The following is an 18,909-nucleotide window of genomic DNA, read 5'->3' on the forward strand; positions in this document are numbered from 1 at the left end:
TACAAACTCAACTGCGCCCGTTTTAGCGCTCAGCCAGGTTATCTCCACCCGACCTAGAGCCAGCCTTTTTCCTTGTAGAAACGCAGCGCTCCTTCGTGCATCGGTGCCGTCAGTCCCGCACTGATCATGTCCTCGGCGCGCAGATCGGCAAACGCCGGATGCAAACGCTTGAAGCGTTCCAGGTTATCGAATACCGACTTGACCAGTTGATAGACGACCTCGGGATCGACCTTTGCCGAGGTGGCGAGTACGGCCTTGCCGCCAATCGACGCAATAGGCTCGGTGACCCCGGGGTAGAGGCCTGCTGGAATATCTGCCCGGGTGAAATAACTGGCCTCGGCCAGGAGTTTGTCGACACCCGGACCGCTGACCGGGATCAGGCGCGCATTGACCGTGGTCAGCGCTTCCTGGATGGCACCACTGGGATGGCCGACCACATAGGTGATGGCATCCAGATTGTTGTCCCCCAGCGCAGCGGCCATCTCTGCCGGTTTCAGCTCGGCCGCGAGCGCGAAGTCGGACTTGCTCCAGCCATTGGCCTGCATCACCTCATCGAAGGTATCGCGACTGCCCGAACCTGGCACCCCGATGTTCACCCGCTTGCCCTTGAGGTCCGCGAAGCGCTGGATGCCACTGTCGGCACGAGCGACCACGGTGAGGATCTCGCTCTGCAGCGAGAAGACCACGCGCAGGTCCTCGACAGCACCGTCCCTGTCGAAAGGCGCCTGTCCCGTCAGCGCCTTGTTCTGGTGATCGGACTGAATGAAGCCGAAGTCATAGTCACCGCCCTTGATCGAAGCGATGTTGCTGACGCTGCCCGCCGAGGAAGGTGCGTTGCACTTGATGCCATGCTCGGCACCACTGCGGTTGAGGAAACGGCAGATCGACTGACCTGCGGTGTAATAGACCCCGGTCTGCCCGCCCGTACCGATGGTCACGTAGCGCTCTTCGGCGACAAGAGGGCTGGCCAACAGGCTGCTACCCAGCACGCACGCCACCAGACCCATGATTCGATTTTGCTGCATATCAACGTCCTCGTATTTTTGTTTTTCGAACGGTAGATGGGCCGTCACCGCCGGCACCATCGATGGAGCCAATGCGGCAGTTACGCAGCCTTGCGCACCGCTGTCACCATGATCTCGACCCGTATATCGGCGCTGGCCAGACGCGCCTCGACCGTCGCACGTGCCGGCGCGCAGCCGACCGGCAGCCAGCGGCTCCAGGCATCGTTCATGGCGGCAAAATCCTTTTCGATGTCTTTCAGCCAGATCTGCGCGCTGAGCAGATGAGCACGATCCGACCCGGCCTCGGCCAGCAGGGCGTCGATCTTGTCCAGCACCTGGGCCGTCTGGCCCGAGACATCCTGGGTGCGGTCGGTCGGGACCTGGCCGGAAAGAAAGATCAGGTCGGAGAAAATCGTCGCGCCGGACAGGCGGTCGTTGGTCTGAATACGTTGCACGGACATGGCAAACTCCTGCTGTTATGAGTGTTCGGGGCTCTCAGGACGCCAACTGCATGCCATCGAGAGCGATCGCCGGTTGTTGCTGGCCTATCAGTTGAGTCAGTACCTCAGCGCTGCCACAGGCCAGGGTGAAGCCCAGGCTGCCATGGCCCACGTTCAGCCAGAGATTGTCGATACCACTGGCCCCCAACAGCGGCGTTCCCTCCGGCGTCGCGGGGCGCATTCCTGCCCAGGTTTCGGCAGCAGCGTAATCGCCCGCCCGAGGAAAGCTGGCCTGGGCAAGCTGCCGCAATGCTGCAAGCCGATCCGGGTCTGGCGTGGCATCCCAACTGCCGATATCGACCATGGCGGCAACCCGCAAGCGCTCGCCAAGGCGGGCGTAGACCACCTTGTTGTCGTAATCGGTGACGTTGGTCTCGGGCCCCGCAGCGCGGTCGGCCAACGGCAAGGTGAGGCTGTAGCCCTTGAGCGGGTAAATCGGCAGTCGCAACCCCAGCGGGCGGAGCAATGCCACACTGCCGACACCTGCAGCGACCACCACATGGTCGACCGCCAGCTCCTCGTCTTGCAGAGACACAGCCCTCACCCTGCCGCGCTCCAGGGGTATTGCGGTGACCCGCTGTCCGGCATGCAGGCGGAACGAGGGGTTGCCGCGCAGTTTGCGCAGCAACTGCCGGCAAAACTGATGACAATCGCCAACCTCGTCGCCAGCAGCGAAGATTCCACCCCGGAATCGTCCGGCCAATCCTTCCAGCGCGGGCTCCAGTGCAAGACACTGGTCGGCGTCGAGCAGGCGTTGATGTGCCGATTCCCCGACTGCACTGCGCGCCTTGTTCCAGCTCGCCGCGTTGCGGTAGATCACCAGCTTGCCATTGGCGCGCCAGGAAAAATCGTCCAGCGACTGATGCTCACGCCAGTCCTGCAATACCGACTGGCTGTACAACGCCAGGCGCAGGAGGTGCTGGCCATTGCGCTGGTTCACCGAGCGGCGGCAGGCCAGCAGGAAGCGCAGGCACCATTGCCACTGATGCGGGCTCAGGCTGGGGCGGAACCGCAGCGGGGCATTGCCCTGCAGCATCCAGGACAGCGCCTGCAGCGGCACGCCGGCATCGGCCAACGGCGAAACGTAGCGATAACTGAGCTGGCCGCCATTGGCGAAGCTGGTCTCCAGCGCCACTTCATCACGCTGCTCGATCAAATCGACCCGATAACCCTGGCGAACCAGGGCATAGGAGGTGGTCAGGCCTATCACGCCCCCACCGATAACCGCGACCCGCATCATCCATCTCCCACCTCTGAATGTGACTGAGGGTAGGGATGCGTGGAGCGACCGACCAATGAAAAGATAGTGGCAGCCCATAACCCCAGGTTATGCTCCGGCAGGTCTCGCGGGAACACGAACGGATCATGCGCCTACGTCATATCGAGCTGTTTCAGGCGGTCTTGCAAACCGGCAGCCTCACGGCTGCAGCTGAGTTGCTGCATATATCGCAGCCGGCCGCCAGCAAGATTCTCCAGCATGCGGAACAGCAGCTGGGCTTCGCACTGTTCAGCCGCGTGCGCGGCAAGCTGCTCCCCACCGCAGAAGCGCGAATCCTGCAGCAGCAGACCGAACGACTGTCCGCCGAACTCCAGGATCTGCGTCGGCTATCGGCCAGCTTGCGCCGTGGAGAAGAACGGGCATTGCGCCTCGTCTGCACCCCCACTCTGGCGCAGACCCTGCTTCACGATGCAGTGTGCGGCTGGCGCGCCGAGTTTCCACAGACCCGCTGCGCCCTCTCGACCCAGCACACCAGTGAAATCGTTCAGGCACTGTTGCTACGCGAAGCCGATCTCGGCCTGACGCTGCAGCGCGTCGAGCACCCGGATCTGCATACGGAAGTTCTGACCCAGGGAAGGATGATGGCCATCGCGCCGCCGGGTTGGTGGAGCGACGGCGCGTGCACGACACCGATACGCCTGCAGAGCATGGCCGGCCTGAGCCTGATTGGCCTGGACACGCGGGACGCGCTGGGCGGCCTGTTGCGTGGACACATCGAGGAGCTGGAGCCGCCTGCACGCATCGATATTTCGGTGCAGACCTACCAGTTGGCCCGCATGCTGGTGGCGGCAGGACAGGGGCTGGCCCTGGTCGATCCGTTTACTGCGCTGTCTGGCAACCTGGGCGACGTCCAGGCCCGCCCGCTGGAACCCAACATCCCGGTAACGCTGTACGTGCTGCGGCGTGTCGACGAAACGCCCTCTGCAGCTCAGCAGGCCCTGCTGAAGCGTCTGCAGAGCCTGGCGGTCGATCTGCTTGAAGAACAGGGCTGAGTCATGCCCCTGAAAACAGAAAACCGCGGCCGAGGCCGCGGTTTTCTGTCAGCCGAAAGCTGGCTTACAGCCAGCCGCGCTCCTTGTAGTAACGCGCGGCGCCCTCATGCAGCGGGGCAGTCAGACCGACCTTGATCATGTCGGCTTCCTTCAGGTCGGCAAACGCCGGGTGCAGGCGCTTGAAACGATCGATATTTTCAAACACCGACTTGACCAGTTGATAGACCACTTCCGGGTCGGCCTTGGCGCTGGTGGACAGCACGGCCTTGCCGCCAATGGACGGGGTCGGTTGATCGTTGCCCTTGTACAGACCGCCCGGGATATCGGCCTTGGTGTAGTAGGTCTTATCGGCCAGCAGCTTGTCGATCTCGGCGCCGGTCACCGGAACCAGAACGGCGTCGGTGGTGGTGGTGGCTTCCTGGATCGCGCCGTTGGGATGACCAACGAAGTAGGTCATGGCATCGATGTTGTTGTCACCCAGGGCGCTGGCCTGCTCGGCCGGCTTCAGCTCGGCAGCCAGGGCGAAGGCAGAACGATCCCAGCCTTTGACGGCCATGATCTCTTCCAGGGTGTCACGCTGACCGGAACCCGGGTTGCCAACGTTGACGCGCTTGCCCTTGAGGTCATCGAAGCTTTTGATGCTGGCATCACGACGGGCAAGGATGGTGAACACTTCGCTCTGCAGCGAGAACACCGCGCGGATGTCGCTCATCGCACCTTCAGCCTGGAACGGTGCAGCACCGTTGAGGGCCTTGAACTGGTGGTCGGACTGCATGATGCCGAAGTTGAATTCGCCGCTGCGAATGCCATTCACGTTGGCCACGCCGCCGCCACTGGCCGGCGCGTTGCACTTGATGCCGTGCTCAGCCGAGCCACGGTTGAGGAAGCGGCAGATGGACTGACCGGCCACGTAGTAGACGCCGGTCTGGCCGCCGGTGCCGATGGTGACGAATTTCTCTTCGGCCTGTGCCATGCCACTCAGGGCAGTACCCGCGAGCGCGGCGGACAGGACCCATGCCAAGGATTTGCCTTTCATGGGATATCTCCTTTTTCTGTTGTTTTGAGCGAGCGTGCCTTGTGAGCGACGTCCGGGTGGGAAGTCTAACCGCTTGCGGCGATTATGCACGCCTTGTCGAACAACCTGTCGTAACTCCTTGTGTGAGGCGCGGGCTATCGCCCACCCTCGGCATTGGGCAGAATCGGCCAATGTCGAACGTCCTTCACGAATCATCGCAGGCCTCGGTCAGCGCCAGTCTGACCCAGGCCGTGCTGCATGCAGCCAGCCGCCTCGGCCTTGATCGCCAGACTTTGCTCGATGCCTGCAAGTTGAGTGAGGAACAACTTGCCGACCCGGACGCACGTATTCCCTTCAGCGCCCAGCAAAGCCTCTGGCAGGCACTGGACACCCGTCTGCAGCACCCGGAGCCCGGCCTGTTGCTCGGACGCAACCTCACCCCCGGCCCATTCAGCGTGCTCAGCTACCTGCTGCAGAGCAGCGCCACTCTGGACGATGCGCTGAACGCGGCATTGCGCTATCAACGCCTCGGCGGCGAGGGCGGCGAACTGCATATCGAGACGCGCGACGACAGTCTGTTGCTGCTGTACCGCCCATTGCATCCGCAGCATCCGGCAACCCGCATTCGCGTACTGGCGATGATGGCCTGCTGGGTGCAGATGACCAGGCCGCTGCTCGACGACTTCCATCTGCTCGGCGCGCAATTTCGTCATGATGCACCAGACGACCTTGCGCCCTATCAGGATGTGTTCGCCTGCCCGCTGCAGTTCGCCAGCGACGACTACGCCATCGCCCTGCCCCGCACTTTGTGTCAGGTGCCCCTGATCCAGGCCAACCCGCCGCTGCAGCAACTGCTGCGCCAGCATGCCGAAACCCTGCTCGCCCGCCTGCCCAGTGCCAGCCTCGGTGCGCGGGTCATCGGCCTGCTCGGCGAGCAACTGGCGCACGGCGAGCCCGACCGCGCCGAACTGGCCCGCGCATTGAATGTCAGCGAACGCACCCTGCAACGCAGGCTGGCCGAAGAAGGCTGCAGCTATCAGCACCTGCTGACTGACACGCGCCGCCAGTTGGCCGAACAGCACCTGCGCGACGGACGCCTGCCTGCGGCGGAAATCGCCTTGCTGCTGGGCTACTCCGAGCCCAGCGTATTCTTCCGCGCATTCCGCCAATGGACCGGTCTGACCCCTGGCGAATACCGCGCCCAGCACGGCGCTGGCTGAATCGCAGACTCACACTGCGCAGCGCTCGCAACCATCATGGTCCCGCGTTCCGATCCGCCGATCAGCCAGCCCATCACCCCTATTGATGATGACTATGCCTGGGCCTGGCGTGCGCGACATGCAGCCGAGGCGTTAGAGTGGCCGGCCACGTAATGAGGAGACTCCCCATGAGCCGACTGGCCTCCGTCAAGCTCTCCACCCTCGACCTGGCGCCGATTCGTGACGATGGTGATGCCGCTCAGGCCCTGCACAATTCGCTGGCGCTGGCCCGCCACGTCGAGCGCCTCGGCTTCGAGCGTTTCTGGGTGGCCGAACACCACAACATGGACGGCATCGCCAGCTCCGCCACCTCAGTGCTGATCGGCTATCTGGCCGCTGGCACCTCGAAAATCCGCCTGGGCGCTGGCGGCGTGATGCTGCCCAACCATGCGCCGCTGGTGATTGCCGAACAGTTCGGCACCCTCGCCACGCTCTATCCCGGCCGTATCGAACTAGGCCTGGGCCGCGCACCCGGCGCCGATCAGTACACAGCCCATGCCCTGCGCCGCAGTCGCGATGGCAGCGCCGACGACTTCCCCAATGACGTCGAAGAACTGCAAGCCTACCTCGGTCCGCGTCAGGAAGGGCAGCGGGTGATCGCCATGCCCGGCGCGGGCACCAATGTGCCGATCTGGCTGCTCGGCTCCAGCCTGTTCAGCGCCCGGCTGGCCGGCATGAAGGGTTTGCCTTATGCGTTCGCCTCGCACTTCGCGCCGCGCTACATGCACGAGGCGATCCGCATCTACCGCAACCACTTCCGCCCCTCGGCGGTGCTGGACAAGCCCTACGTGATGCTTGGCGTACCGCTGCTGGCGGCCGACAACGACGAGCAGGCGCAGTACCTGGCCACCTCCGCGTTCCAGCGCATCCTTGCGCTGATCCGTGGCCAGAGCCTGGTGCAGCGCAAGCCGGTGCCCAGCATGGACGGTCTGTGGCTGCCGCACGAGCGCCAGGCCGTGGGCGAGTTCTTCGGCCTGGCCACCATCGGCGGGCCGCAGACGGTGCGCCAGCGCCTGGAACAGCTGCTGGAGCAGACCGAAGCGGACGAACTGATCTTCACCTGCGACATGTACGACTTCGCCGACCGCCTGCACGCTTTCGACATCCTTGCCGAGCTGCAACACGGCTGAACGCGAACTTGTACGCGTGACAGCCCTCTGAATCAGAACAGGCCGCCAGACCGGTGGCCCCGTTCATTCGATGGGAGACGCACATGAAGAAGACAGCTTCGGCCCACTGGCAAGGTGGCATCAAGGACGGCAAGGGCACCATTTCTACCGAAAGCGGCGTCCTCAAGGACTCGCCCTATGGTTTCAACACCCGCTTCGAAGGCAAGCCCGGCACCAACCCCGAGGAGCTGATCGGCGCTGCTCATGCCGGTTGCTTTTCCATGGCACTGTCCAAGGAGCTGGGCGACGCCGGCATGACCGCCGAGAGCATCGAGACCAAGGCGCACGTGACCCTGGACAAGGTGGAAAGCGGCTTCGAAATCAGTGCTGTGCATCTGACACTGCGCGCGAAGATCCCGGGCGCCGAACGCGCCGCCTTCGAGAAAGCCGTGGAAGCTGCCAAGACCGGCTGCCCGGTGTCCAAGGTACTGAACGCCACGATCACCCTGGAAGGCATACTCGAAGCCTGACCTGGCACCGGCGGCGCACCCGATCTCAGCGGAGTGCGCCGTGCGGGTCAGACCCGGCCTAGATGGCTGTCCCGCAGCGCAGCACCTCGCCACGCGCCAGCACATTGCGCTGCTCGTCATACAGCCAGGCCTGGGCTTTCATCAGCTGTTGGCGCGCCTCGATGCGATAGCGCTGACCTGCAACGAAGCCGTCATAACGCAAGCGAATCTCGCAGGTCATGCGCAACGGCTCGCCCTGCATGCCAATCGACCCGCCGCTACTTACCTCGAACTGGAAGCGTGTTTCCAGCTCATGCTGGCCGGGTGTCACCTGAAAGTAGCGGCCATCCGGCCAGCGCTTGTCATCCAGGCGGTCGGCCATCAGCAGGGTATCGGCGCTGGAATACAGCTCGACCCAGGCCTGCTGCGGGTCGGGCTTGGGCAGGGGTGAAGCACAGGCCCCGAGCATCAGCAGGGCGGGAGCGAGAAACAGGGCGCGCATGGCGACCTCCACGATAGGGTTCAGACACCAGCCTACATCGGGAGGCGGGCAAAACCGAGGCGAAACGGCGTATTCACACGCAGGGGGCTGGAGACAAGCAACGCGATCAGCTAGCGTGACGGCATGCCCAACGCCTCTGCTAAAGACCTGCTGCGCCGCTGCGCGGTTCCCCTGCTCGCCCTGCTGCTGGGCGGCTGCTCGACCCTCGACTACTACGCCCATCTTGGCCAGGGCCAATGGCAGCTGCTGCAGGCACGCCAGCCCGTCGAACGCCTGCTGCACGACCCTGCTACCGACCCCGAGCTGGTCAGTCGCCTGACGCTGAGCCAGCAGGCGCGGGACTTTGCCAGCGCCAGCCTGCAGTTGCCGGAGAACCGCAGCTATCGCCTGTACGCCGACCTGAAGCGCCCCTTCGTGGTGTGGAATGTGTTCGCCACGCCGGAGTTCTCCCTCGACCCCGAGCTGCATTGCTTCCCCATCGCCGGTTGCGTCGCCTACCGCGGCTACTATCAGCAGGGCCGTGCACGCGGTTCTGCTGCGCTCCTGCGCCAGCAGGGGCTGGACACCCATATCGGCGGCGTCGAGGCCTACTCCACCCTGGGCTGGTTCGACGACCCGCTGCTGAGCACCATGTTGCGCTGGAGCGACGAGCGCTTCATCGCGGTGATCTTCCATGAACTGGCGCACCAGCAGTACTACCTGCCGGGCGACACGGCCTTCAACGAATCCTTCGCCACCTTCGTCGAACGCGAGGGCCTGCGTCAGTGGCACGCGGCCCGTGGTGAAACGCCGCCAGCCAGCGACGAGCACCAGCACCAGCAATTCATCGAGCTGGTGCTGGCCAGCCGCGAGCGTTTGCGTACGCTCTACGCCAGCGGCCAGCCAGAGCAAGACATGCGCGCCGCCAAGCAGGCCGAATTCGAGCGCCTGCGCCACGACTACCGTGCGCTGCGTCAACGCGAATGGGGTGGCCAGGGGCGTTATGACGCCTGGATCGAGAGCCCGCTGAACAACGCCAAGCTGCTGCCCTTCGGCCTCTACGATCAATGGGTGCCGGCTTTCGCTGCACTGTTCACGCGGGAGGGAGGGGACTGGCGCGCGTTCCATGCCGCCGTGGCCGCGCTCGGTCGACTGCCGGAGGCGGATCGCCGGGCCGCGTTGCAAGGCCTGATGCAAAACCACTAGAACTGCAGGGCAAATTGCCAGTCCAACCTACTCAGGTTTCGCTCAACACCGGAGGTACAAGCGATGCAACGACTGATTACCACCCTGGCCCTGATGCTCGCTGCTGGTGGCGCGCTGGCCGCGCCCAAGCCCTGCGAAGAACTCAAGCAGGAAATCGAAGTGAAGATTCAGGCCAACAACGTACCGAGCTACACCCTGGAAATCGTGCCCAACGACGAGGTTGAGGATCAGAGCATGGTCGTCGGCAGCTGCGACGGCGGCACCAGAAAGATCATCTATCAGCGCAACGGCTGATACGCCTCTCGCTGCAGGAGCGAGCGTGCTCCTGCAGTCTTTCAGCAGCCGAACGCCCGGTGCATCTGCTCCAGCGTCTCGAAATGAAAGTCCGGCGCCTCGCCAAGCAACTCCTCACGACTACCGAAACCGTAACCGACCGCCACCGCCTGCAAACCGTTGCTGCGCGCGCCGATCAGATCGTGCTTGCGGTCGCCGATCATCAGCGCCGAACCAGGCGCCAGTCGTTCTGATTCCAGCAGATGCGCCAGCAGCTCCACCTTGTTGGTGCGAGTGCCATCCAGTTCGCTGCCGTAGATGCGTTTGAAGTGGCGGTCGAAGCCGAAGTGCCGGGCGATTTCCTCGGCGAACACCGTCGGTTTGCTGGTCGCGATATACAGCGTTCGCCCCTGCGCCACCAGCGCCTCGAGCAGAGTTTCCACGCCGTCGAACACACGGTTCTCATACAACCCGGTCACCCGGAAGCGCTCGCGGTAGTGGTTGACCGCCTGCCAGCCGGTGGCCTCATCCAGCGCATAAGTGGCCATGAAACACTGCAGCAAGGGCGGGCCGATGAAATGCTCCAGCGCAGCCAGGTCCGGCTCATCGATGCCCAGCTTGGCCAGCGCGTACTGCACCGAACGGGTGATGCCCTCGCGCGGGTCGGTCAGGGTGCCGTCGAGGTCGAAGAGGATGGTGGAGTGATGCATGGCGAGCGCCTGTTCGCAATCGAAACGGTCGCGAAGGATACCCGCCTTTGCTCGCTCGTTCACGCCTGAGCGTCTCGCGCGCGGTAACCCCAACGCAGCCCGAGACGGCTGAATGGCCAGAGCAGCGCCAGTTGCAGCAGACCGAAGCCCACCATCAGGGCGATTTCGCCGGCACCGCCGAACAGCACCAGCGCCACCAGGACAATCGCGCCGAGCAGCGCACTGCCCATCCACAACGCCAGGGTGATCAACACCGCCAACGCCAGGCGGCCGCCTCGGAAACCGCGCACCTGCTCCGGCAGCACCGAGCGCGCGGCGAAGAATGCCACCAGCAAGAACAATGCGCCCTGCACCAGGTTGACCGGCACCTCCCAGCCCGCCAGCATGTAGTCGTAGCTCATCCAACGCCACAATTGCGTGGCCAGACCCGCCAGTTGCAGGTACGCCACCGCCATGGCCAGGGCGAAACACCAGGCCAGCCTCACAGCCGAAACCTGCACATCACCGCCGACCGCCTCGGCCTTGTAACGGAACATATGCAGCAGCAGCCAGAGCAGCAGCAACACCTTCAGGCAGAAGCCCAGCAAACCGAACAACCACATGCCCAGCGCCATCGGCCATTGTCCCAGACCGTAGAAGTCCACCTGATCGTAGATCCACATGTAGAGGAAACCGGACAAGTAACCGAGCGCCCAGGCCAGCAACAGATAGATCAGGCCATAGCTGCCCAGTAACGCGGCAGGCTGACGATAGCTTGCCAGGTCGTGACGCTCCAGATAGGCCTGTGCCAACCAGTAGGTACCCAGCCCGGCCATCAGCAGATGGGTGATCCAGTACATCACCGCATACAGCAACCAGGCGCTGGAGCCGCTCACGCCATCGTTCATCAAGCCGCCGATCAGTGAAACCAGGATACCCATCAGGCTCGCCGCCAGCATCACGCCAGCCAGCTGCATGGGCAGCGCCGGTAGCTGGCGCAAGGCCGGGCCCGATAAAACTTGTGTGGGTTCGAATGGGTTTGGCTGAGTCATGGGCGATCCTTGTCTTGAACGATGTCCAGAGAAAGGCAGGAGGATACAGGCCAGGCAAATCAGGCAAAAGCACGACAGGCCCCATATGCGATACGCCTACCTTCTCCCCCTTGTCAGCCAAACCCTTTTCTCCCTGCGGATTTTCAAGCCTTGAAAATCAGGCACTTGCTGGGAGGCCAGCAAAAAGGGTCAAACAGCCGCTACACCAACCCAACCGTTGAGAAACAATGGCTTGCCCGCTATGGTCTCTACTTCACTGCCGTGTAGGCAGCTCAGAAATTTTGGCGCGTGCTCAGCTTGGCAAGCTCGGCCTTCACTGCCGTGTAGGCAGCTCAGAAAAAAACCTTCGAGTGGGACGAGCTCAAGGACTTCCTTCACTGCCGTGTAGGCAGCTCAGAAAATTAGAATGATCAGACTGGCAGGGCGAGCACGCTTCACTGCCGTGTAGGCAGCTCAGAAATGACGGCCCGGTCATGGCTGACCACCTGTTTACTTCACTGCCGTGTAGGCAGCTCAGAAAACATACAGATAGCCGTCGCGCACGTCGTCGAACTTCACTGCCGTGTAGGCAGCTCAGAAAAGAGGGCGCCCTGGTTGACGGTGGCGGCTTGGCTTCACTGCCGTGTAGGCAGCTCAGAAAGAGGACTGCATAGCCTACTCAGCCCTCAAGGCTCTTCACTGCCGTGTAAGCAGCTCAGAAATGAGTAACGATCGCCTGGCCGTGACCAAGCTCCTTCACTGCCGTGTAGGCAGCTCAGAAAAGCACAAGACCAAGCAGCGGCTGCGGCTCAGCCTTCACTGCCGTGTAGGCAGCTCAGAAATAGAAGTCAGCGGCTTCAGGGACGGCGATTACACTTCACTGCCGTGTAGGCAGCTCAGAAATGGCGGCCGGTGGGGTGCTCGCATGATCCCGTCTTCACTGCCGTGTAGGCAGCTCAGAAAGGTACTTCTCGAAAGAAGCCAACCGCAAGTAACTTCACTGCCGTGTAGGCAGCTCAGAAATTGGATACCGACTCCAGGCTGGTGCGCGTGGACTTCACTGCCGTGTAGGCAGCTCAGAAAAGGCGCTATCGAGCCAACGAGCCAGCTTGTTTCTTCACTGCCGTGTAGGCAGCTCAGAAAAGGAAGGGGAATGACTGCCAGCGCGCGCGAATCTTCACTGCCGTGTAGGCAGCTCAGAAATCGGTGCCCACAAATCCATTGGCAATGGCGATCTTCACTGCCGTGTAGGCAGCTCAGAAAAAGCGGCCGGCCTTCTCGCCGCCCTTGGGTGTTTTCACTGCCGTGTAGGCAGCCCAACACTTGGCACCTCCAATCAAAAGAGCTTAACTGCGGGCATTGCCTCAGGAGCTTTTCATGGACGACATCAGCCCCTCCGACCTCAAGACCATCCTCCATTCCAAACGTGCCAATCTCTACTACCTGCAGCACTGTCGGGTGCTGGTCAACGGTGGGCGGGTGGAGTACGTCACTGATGCAGGCAAGCAGTCGCTGTACTGGAATATCCCCATCGCCAACACCACCACTATCCTCCTAGGTACCGGCACCTCGATCACCCAGGCGGCCATGCGTGAGCTGGCCAAGGCCGGCGTGCTGGTGGGTTTCTGTGGCGGTGGCGGCACACCGCTGTTCTCGGCCAACGAGATGGACGTGGAAGTCGCCTGGTTTTCGCCGCAAAGCGAATACCGCCCTACCGAATACCTGCAGAATTGGGTGAAGTTCTGGTTCGATGACGGCAAGCGCCTGGAGGCGGCCAAAGCCTTTCAACTGGCGCGCCTGCAACGCATCCGCCAGGGCTGGCTGCATAGTCGGCCCTTGAAGGATGCCGGCTTCCAGGTCGATGCCACTGCCCTGGAGCATGCCCTCGATACCTCGCTGCGCGCTATCCAGGCAGCGCCGGACAACACCTTCCTGCTCACCGAAGAAGCCCGCCTGAGCAAACAACTGTTCGCCCTCGCCGCACGGGCCGTCAGCTATGGCGACTTCACCCGCGCCAAGAAGGGCAGCGGCGGTGACCCGGCCAACCGTTTTCTCGACCATGGCAATTACCTGGCCTACGGCCTGCCGCCAGCGCCACCTGGGTGCTCGGCATCCCTCATGGCCTGGCCGTGCTGCACGGCAAGACGCGGCGCGGCGGCCTGGTGTTCGACGTGGCCGATCTGGTCAAGGACGCGACCATCCTGCCGCAAGCTTTCATCAGCGCCATGCGCGGCGACGAGGAACAGGAGTTTCGCCAGGCCTGCATCGAAAACCTCACGCGTGGCGAGTCACTGGATTTCATGATCGACACCCTCAAGGCCGTGGCCGAGCAGGTCGGCGCATGAACGTATTGCTGATAGCCCAGTGCGACAAACGCGCGCTGGTGGAAAGCCGGCGCATCCTCGACCAGTTCGCCGAACGGCGCGGCGAGCGCACCTGGCAAACGCCGATCACCCAGGCCGGGCTGGACACCCTGCGCAAGCTGCTGAAAAAGACCGCCCGACGCAACACTGCTGTGGCCTGTCACTGGATACGCGGCAAGGACCACAGCGAGCTGCTGTGGATAGTCGGCGACGCCAGCCGTTTCAACGCCCAAGGCGCGGTACCGACCAACAGCACCCACCGCGACGTGCTGCGCAAGGACGACGAAAACGACTGGCACAGCGCCAAGGATCTTCGCCTGCTAAGCACCCTGGCCGCGCTGCTGCATGATCTGGGCAAAGCCAGCCTGGCCTTCCAGAACCGTCTCAAACCTGGCGCCCCCATGGAGCGCAACCTGTATCGCCACGAATGGACATCGCTGCGTCTGTTCCAGGCCTTTGTCGGCAACGATGACGACCCGACCTGGCTGGCGCGCCTGGCCAACCCCAGCGAGCAGGATGACGCCTCCTGGCTGAGCCGCCTGCAACGCGACGGCCTCGACCACGACTGCGACAAGCCCTTTCGTAACCTGCCACCGCTGGCCGCCGCCCTGGCCTGGCTGGTACTGACGCACCATCGTTTGCCCCTTATGCCCAGCGAGGACGCACGCCTGGGCAGCAAGATCCGCCACTTCCAGCTCGGCATGCTGAAGAACCTGCCAGGAGACATCGACGCTAGTTGGAACGAGCACTGCACCACTCAAGACAAGGCGCAGCTAGAACCTTACTGGCAGTTCCCCCATGGCCTGCCCGTGACCACCAAGCACTGGCGAGAACGCGCCAGCAAGCAGGCCCAACGCCTGCTGGCGCTGCTGCCACGCCGTCCGCAACGAGACTGGCTGGGCAGCCCCTACCTGATGCACCTGGCGCGCCTGAACCTGATGCTCGCCGACCACTACTACTCCAGCCTCACCGGTGCTGGCCGGGTGCAGGGCGAGGCCAACTACCCACTGTGGGCCAACACCGATCGCAAGAGCGGCAAGTTCAATCAGGGGCTGGATGAACACCTGTTGGGGGTCGAGGCCAATGCCGGGCTGATCGGCCATCGCCTGGCCGACTTCGAACGCAGCCTGCCAGGCCTGAACCGGCACAAGGGCTTGAAGAAACGCAGCGGCAGCGAGCGCTTTCGTTGGCAGGACAAGGCCTTCGACCTGGCCGCCGGCATGCGCGAACAAGCTGCCCGGCACGGTGCGTTCATCGTCAACATGGCATCCACCGGCTGCGGCAAGACCCTGGGCAATGCACGCATCATGTATGCCCTGAGCGACCCCGAGCGCGGCATGCGCTGCGCTTTCGCCCTGGGTTTGCGCAGCCTGACCCTGCAAACCGGGCGCGCCTTCCGCCAACGCCTTCGACTGGACGAGGATGACCTGGCCATTCGCGTCGGTGGTGCGGCCAACAGCACCTTGTTCGAGCACCAGCTGGCGCTTGCCGAACGCAGTGGCTCGGCCTCCAGCCAGGCACTGTTCGAGGACGACGGCCATGTGCGCTTCGACGGCAATGCGGACGCCCATCCGCTGCTCAACAAGGTGATCCACGAACCCCAGGTGCGCGCCCTGCTGATCGCGCCGGTACTGGTCTGCACCATCGACCACCTGACTCCGGCCACCGAAAGCCAGCGCGGCGGGCGACAGATAGCGCCCATGTTGCGCCTGATGAGCGGCGACCTAGTGCTCGACGAGCCGGACGACTTCGATATCGCCGACCTGCCTGCCCTGGCGCGCCTGGTGCATTGGGCCGGCCTGCTGGGCAGCCGCGTGCTGCTGTCCTCAGCCACCCTGCCGCCCGCCCTGATTCAGGGTCTGTTCGAGGCCTATCACGCCGGGCGTGTCGAGTATCAGCGCCACCGTGGCGAACGCCCTGGCGAGCTGCCGGCCATCGCCTGTGCCTGGGTCGATGAACAGCGACAAAGCCGCCTGGACTGTAGCGACAGCGCCAGTTTCAGCGCCGCCCACCTGGACTTTGCCCAGCGCCGCCACGCCTGGCTCGCGACGCAGCCCACGCGACGCCAGGCGCAACTGCTGCCCCTTCGCTTTGCCAGCCAACGCCCGGAGGAGATTCGCCAGGCTTTCGCCGAACAGATGCTGACCGCCGCCCGCAGCCTGCACGACACCAACGCCACAACCGACCCGCACAGCGGCAAGCGCGTAAGCTTCGGCCTGGTACGCATGGCCAATATCGAGCCCCTGTTCGACGTGGCGCTGGCCCTGTTTCGCCTGGGCGCCGCCGAAGGCACTCGCATCCACCTGTGCGTATACCACTCGCAGTTCCCGCTGCTGCTGCGCTCGGCCATCGAAAACCGCCTGGACACCGCCCTGCAACGTGAACAGCCGGAAGCGGTATTCGCCCTGCCGGAAATCCGCCAGCGCCTGCAGCGCCACGCCGAGCCGGATCAACTGTTCATCGTGCTGGGCTCGCCCGTAACCGAAGTGGGCCGCGACCATGATTACGACTGGGCGCTGGTCGAACCCTCGTCGATGCGCTCGCTGATCCAGTTGGCCGGGCGCGTACGGCGCCACCGCCCCGAGCCCTGGAGCACAACCAATGTGCAGATATTCGACAGCAACCTGCGCCATGCCGAACGGCGCGACCAGCCAGCCTTCTGCAAACCGGGTTTCGAGACGGAACACCCTTGGCGGCTTAGCAGTCATCGCCTGGACAAGCTGCTGGATGCTGAGCAGTACCAGCAGATTGACGCCCGCCCGCGCATTCTCGAGCGCCCCGCGCCACTGGATGCCAAGGGCAACCTGGTCGATCTGGAACACGCGCGCCTGCAAGGCTGGATGCTGCAGCCCGCCGCACTCGACCCGGCCACGCTGTCAGAGCGCGAACGGCGGCGGCAAAGCAGCCTGCCGCGTGAAATGAATGCCCATGACGGTTGGAGCCAGCCGCTGTTGCACCTCACGGCCCTGGCCCAGCAGCAACAACCATTCCGCCTCGACACCCAGCCAAGGGTCGAGCTGATCTTGCTGCCGGACGAAGACGATGAGGATTACCAGTTGCACCGCATCGACCCCGGCCAGCGCCGCTACGAGCAGATCTACGTGCCGGTGGAAAACAGCCTGCACCAGCGCATCACCGACAACGAACTAGCCGGCCCGCGCATCAGCCCATGGGGCACTACCGACTACCTCGACGCCCTGGCTGAACTGGCGCAGGAGCTGGACATGAGCCTGGAGGGCTGCGCCAAGCGCTTCGGCACCGTCAGCCTACCCGAGAGCGAACGAGGTTGGCGCTTTCACCCGGCGCTTGGGTTTGCCAAGCGCAGGTGAAGCGCCTGTGGTTCGGGGCGCGTAGCCGACGCTTTTTCATCCACCATTGAGCTGTCCGGCGAGTGACAGAGCCATGGTGGGCAAGCTGCGCGTTGCTCACCCTACGGCCTGCCTCGTTCGCGCTTATCACAGCGGAACGCGATTGAATTCGCGCCTACATCGTGCGTGGCGAGCCTAACTGTCGATCCGAAAGTCCGAATGCAGCGCCTGCCAGTGCTCACGCAATACGGCCTTGTGCGCTTCGTGCATGGGGCTGTCGCGCAGGGCTGCCGGCCATAGCGCACGAGCCTTATCGAGGGCGGCCTTGAGGTTGTAGAGAATCGGCGACTCCGGCAGGTCCGCGCGCTTGGCCCAGCGGCGGAAGTGCTCGAGCGATACCTCGTACCACTGCTTGGTCTGCGCCATGTTCAGCGCGTAGTGCTGCTCGGCAGGGATATAGGCCTTGGTGAAGAGGATGTCGTAGGCCGGCGACAGCACCGGGTTCACGCCATCGGGATAGAGAATGCTCCAGTTCTTCAGATGCGCGTCGCCGTTGCCCAACAGGATGTTGACCAGCAAGCGCACAGCCATCTGCACCACGTCGCGCTGGCCGCTGTAGGTGTTCTGATAGATCAGCCGGGCGATCTGTTCGTAACTGGCCTTCTGGTACTTGTCCGCCGCATAGGCGAACAGCACCTGGGCGAAGTCCTCGGCATGCACGCGCTTGCCCTCGGCCCGATCGAAGCGGCGGATGCCGTAGGCATAGCCTTCATCCGGCAGCTTGATCTGCGGCAGACGCTCGAGCTTGTCGAGTTCTACCAGACGGATTTCCGGTATATCCACGCCGGCTAATGCCGCCAGTTGCATGCTGGTGTACTCGTTGAGCGGTACATGGGCGTGCACCGTAGAGGGCGTTTTGATAATCCAGTCACCGGGTGCATTCGCATCCCCTAGCTGGTAACGGCCATCGCGCTGGTGCATGGAAAACTTCATCTGCACCCCCGCCAGGGAAAAATGCGCCACCCGGTCCACGGTATCCACCGCCACTCGGTCGAGCCGCCCACGGTCACCGAAGGCCGCATCCGGGATAGCCTCGGCAGCAACCGGCTCGGCGATTAGCGCACCGGGCAGGTCGCCACCCAGATGCACCAACAGCGGGAACTCGTTGTGCTCATGGACCTTCAAGCGCTGGGCCAGCAGTTGGCGCAGCGCGCCTTCGGGCAGCAGGTTGCTCAGCAGCGGGTGCAGTTGCATATTGGTCGCCACCGGGAAACTCTTGCCAGCACGGGCCGCGAAGGTGGCCGGGTTGGCCAGTGACAGGGTCAGCGCCGGGCGGTTGGCATCCTCAACAAACGACGGCGCCAGCGACAACACCGTACGGTTATGTGCATAGCCAGCCACGTAACCCACCAACTGCCCATGCAGCGTCAACCTGAGTGCCGAAACCTGCTCGCCGGCCATCAGTCGTCACCCAGATCTTGCCAGGGATCTTCGATGGTTTCCTTGACGCCCGCGCCAGGCGCAGGCGATGGCGAGCGGTCCATGGCGTAGTTCTGTTGTGCCTTGGCGGGGCCGGCCTCCAGCAGTTGCTCGACCTGACGCGCCAGCTCCTTGGGAATCAGCATCAGAGTGGCGTCCAGGCCTTCAGCGATCTTGTCCAGGGTAGCCAGGCTGGGGTTACCGTCTTTCTCGATCTTGCCGTACTGCTGGCGATTCAACCCCACCCGCAACGGCATATCCGTACCTTTCAGGCCAAGCTGCAGGCGTCGGCGTTTGATCTGGGTCAGCACTGTGCTGCGCATGGGCCTCCTCACTCGCTCTATCCAGAGTGCAGCAGATAAGGCTCTATTGGATAAAAAGAGCCTTTTATGCTGCAAATAAATCTACTTGA

General features: G+C 63.4%; 17 protein-coding genes and 1 CRISPR repeat array. Of the genes, 8 read left to right on the plus strand and 9 right to left on the minus strand.

Annotated elements, in window-relative coordinates:
• Positions 1-53: 53 nt before the first annotated feature.
• The 3 genes from ACN0X6_RS06125 to ACN0X6_RS06135 form a co-directional block, all read right to left on the minus strand.
• Positions 54-1,025 carry a TAXI family TRAP transporter solute-binding subunit gene (locus tag ACN0X6_RS06125; RefSeq protein WP_417702746.1) on the minus strand — a complete coding sequence of 324 codons (972 nt, stop codon included), beginning with the start codon at positions 1,023-1,025 and terminating at the stop codon, positions 54-56.
• 80 nt (positions 1,026-1,105) lie between these two features.
• Positions 1,106-1,465, minus strand: a complete 360-nt coding sequence (locus ACN0X6_RS06130; protein WP_417702747.1) for a RidA family protein — start codon at positions 1,463-1,465, stop codon at positions 1,106-1,108.
• Positions 1,466-1,499: 34 nt separating this feature from the next.
• Positions 1,500-2,741, minus strand: a complete 1,242-nt coding sequence (locus ACN0X6_RS06135; RefSeq protein ID WP_417702748.1) for a D-amino acid dehydrogenase — start codon at positions 2,739-2,741, stop codon at positions 1,500-1,502.
• A gap of 128 nt (positions 2,742-2,869) precedes the next feature.
• On the opposite strand from ACN0X6_RS06135, the gene ACN0X6_RS06140 reads away from it, so the two are divergent.
• On the plus strand, positions 2,870-3,775 hold the full coding sequence (locus ACN0X6_RS06140; RefSeq protein WP_417702749.1) for a LysR family transcriptional regulator: 906 nt from the start codon (positions 2,870-2,872) through the stop codon (positions 3,773-3,775).
• 64 nt (positions 3,776-3,839) lie between these two features.
• Here ACN0X6_RS06140 and ACN0X6_RS06145 read toward each other — a convergent pair whose 3' ends face one another.
• The gene (locus ACN0X6_RS06145) at positions 3,840-4,811 is read right to left on the minus strand and encodes a TAXI family TRAP transporter solute-binding subunit (RefSeq protein ID WP_417702750.1); all 972 of its coding nucleotides are present in this window, start codon (positions 4,809-4,811) and stop codon (positions 3,840-3,842) included.
• 170 nt (positions 4,812-4,981) lie between these two features.
• Here ACN0X6_RS06145 and ACN0X6_RS06150 point away from each other — a divergent pair, with 170 nt between their 5' ends.
• The 3 genes from ACN0X6_RS06150 (at position 4,982) to ACN0X6_RS06160 (ending at position 7,688) form a co-directional block, all read left to right on the plus strand.
• Positions 4,982-6,010, plus strand: coding sequence for an AraC family transcriptional regulator (locus ACN0X6_RS06150; protein ID WP_417702751.1), 1,029 nt, complete (start codon positions 4,982-4,984; stop codon positions 6,008-6,010).
• 167 nt (positions 6,011-6,177) lie between these two features.
• The gene (locus ACN0X6_RS06155; RefSeq protein WP_417702752.1) at positions 6,178-7,179 is read left to right on the plus strand and encodes an LLM class flavin-dependent oxidoreductase; all 1,002 of its coding nucleotides are present in this window, start codon (positions 6,178-6,180) and stop codon (positions 7,177-7,179) included.
• Between the two features lie 83 nt (positions 7,180-7,262).
• Positions 7,263-7,688, plus strand: a complete 426-nt coding sequence (locus ACN0X6_RS06160; protein ID WP_417702753.1) for an OsmC family protein — start codon at positions 7,263-7,265, stop codon at positions 7,686-7,688.
• A 58-nt stretch (positions 7,689-7,746) separates the two neighbouring features.
• Here the strand turns inward: ACN0X6_RS06160 and ACN0X6_RS06165 are convergent, their stop codons facing one another.
• Entirely contained in the window at positions 7,747-8,169 is a 423-nt protein-coding gene (locus ACN0X6_RS06165) for a hypothetical protein (RefSeq protein ID WP_417702754.1), read from the minus strand.
• 123 nt (positions 8,170-8,292) lie between these two features.
• Here ACN0X6_RS06165 and ACN0X6_RS06170 point away from each other — a divergent pair, with 123 nt between their 5' ends.
• Entirely contained in the window at positions 8,293-9,354 is a 1,062-nt protein-coding gene (locus ACN0X6_RS06170) for an aminopeptidase (RefSeq protein ID WP_417702755.1), read from the plus strand.
• Positions 9,355-9,417: 63 nt separating this feature from the next.
• Positions 9,418-9,648, plus strand: coding sequence for a DUF1161 domain-containing protein (locus ACN0X6_RS06175; RefSeq protein ID WP_417702756.1), 231 nt, complete (start codon positions 9,418-9,420; stop codon positions 9,646-9,648).
• A 41-nt stretch (positions 9,649-9,689) separates the two neighbouring features.
• On the opposite strand, the gene ACN0X6_RS06180 is transcribed toward ACN0X6_RS06175, so the two are convergent.
• On the minus strand, positions 9,690-10,337 hold the full coding sequence (locus tag ACN0X6_RS06180) for an HAD family hydrolase (protein ID WP_417702757.1): 648 nt from the start codon (positions 10,335-10,337) through the stop codon (positions 9,690-9,692).
• A 59-nt stretch (positions 10,338-10,396) separates the two neighbouring features.
• A complete protein-coding gene (locus ACN0X6_RS06185) occupies positions 10,397-11,368 on the minus strand; it encodes a hypothetical protein (protein WP_417702758.1) in 972 nt (323 codons plus the stop codon).
• 251 nt (positions 11,369-11,619) lie between these two features.
• Positions 11,620-12,670: a CRISPR direct-repeat array (repeat unit 28 nt; unit sequence CTTCACTGCCGTGTAGGCAGCTCAGAAA).
• A gap of 54 nt (positions 12,671-12,724) precedes the next feature.
• On the opposite strand from ACN0X6_RS06185, the gene cas1f reads away from it, so the two are divergent.
• On the plus strand, positions 12,725-13,651 hold the full coding sequence (cas1f, locus tag ACN0X6_RS06190; RefSeq protein ID WP_417702759.1) for a type I-F CRISPR-associated endonuclease Cas1f: 927 nt from the start codon (positions 12,725-12,727) through the stop codon (positions 13,649-13,651).
• Positions 13,652-13,688: 37 nt separating this feature from the next.
• Positions 13,689-17,039 (plus strand): type I-F CRISPR-associated helicase Cas3f, encoded by a 3,351-nt coding sequence (cas3f, locus tag ACN0X6_RS06195; protein ID WP_417702760.1) that lies wholly within the window; start codon positions 13,689-13,691, stop codon positions 17,037-17,039.
• Positions 17,040-17,213: 174 nt separating this feature from the next.
• Here cas3f and ACN0X6_RS06200 read toward each other — a convergent pair whose 3' ends face one another.
• Entirely contained in the window at positions 17,214-18,479 is a 1,266-nt protein-coding gene (locus ACN0X6_RS06200; RefSeq protein ID WP_417702761.1) for a type II toxin-antitoxin system HipA family toxin, read from the minus strand.
• A complete protein-coding gene (locus ACN0X6_RS06205; RefSeq protein WP_417702762.1) occupies positions 18,479-18,820 on the minus strand; it encodes a helix-turn-helix transcriptional regulator in 342 nt (113 codons plus the stop codon). Before ACN0X6_RS06205 ends, ACN0X6_RS06200 begins: the two co-directional genes overlap by 1 nt.
• Positions 18,821-18,909 lie beyond the last annotated feature (89 nt).

Source organism: Pseudomonas sp. (assembly GCF_048269965.1).
In the GTDB taxonomy this organism is placed as follows: Bacteria; Pseudomonadota; Gammaproteobacteria; order Pseudomonadales; family Pseudomonadaceae; genus Aquipseudomonas.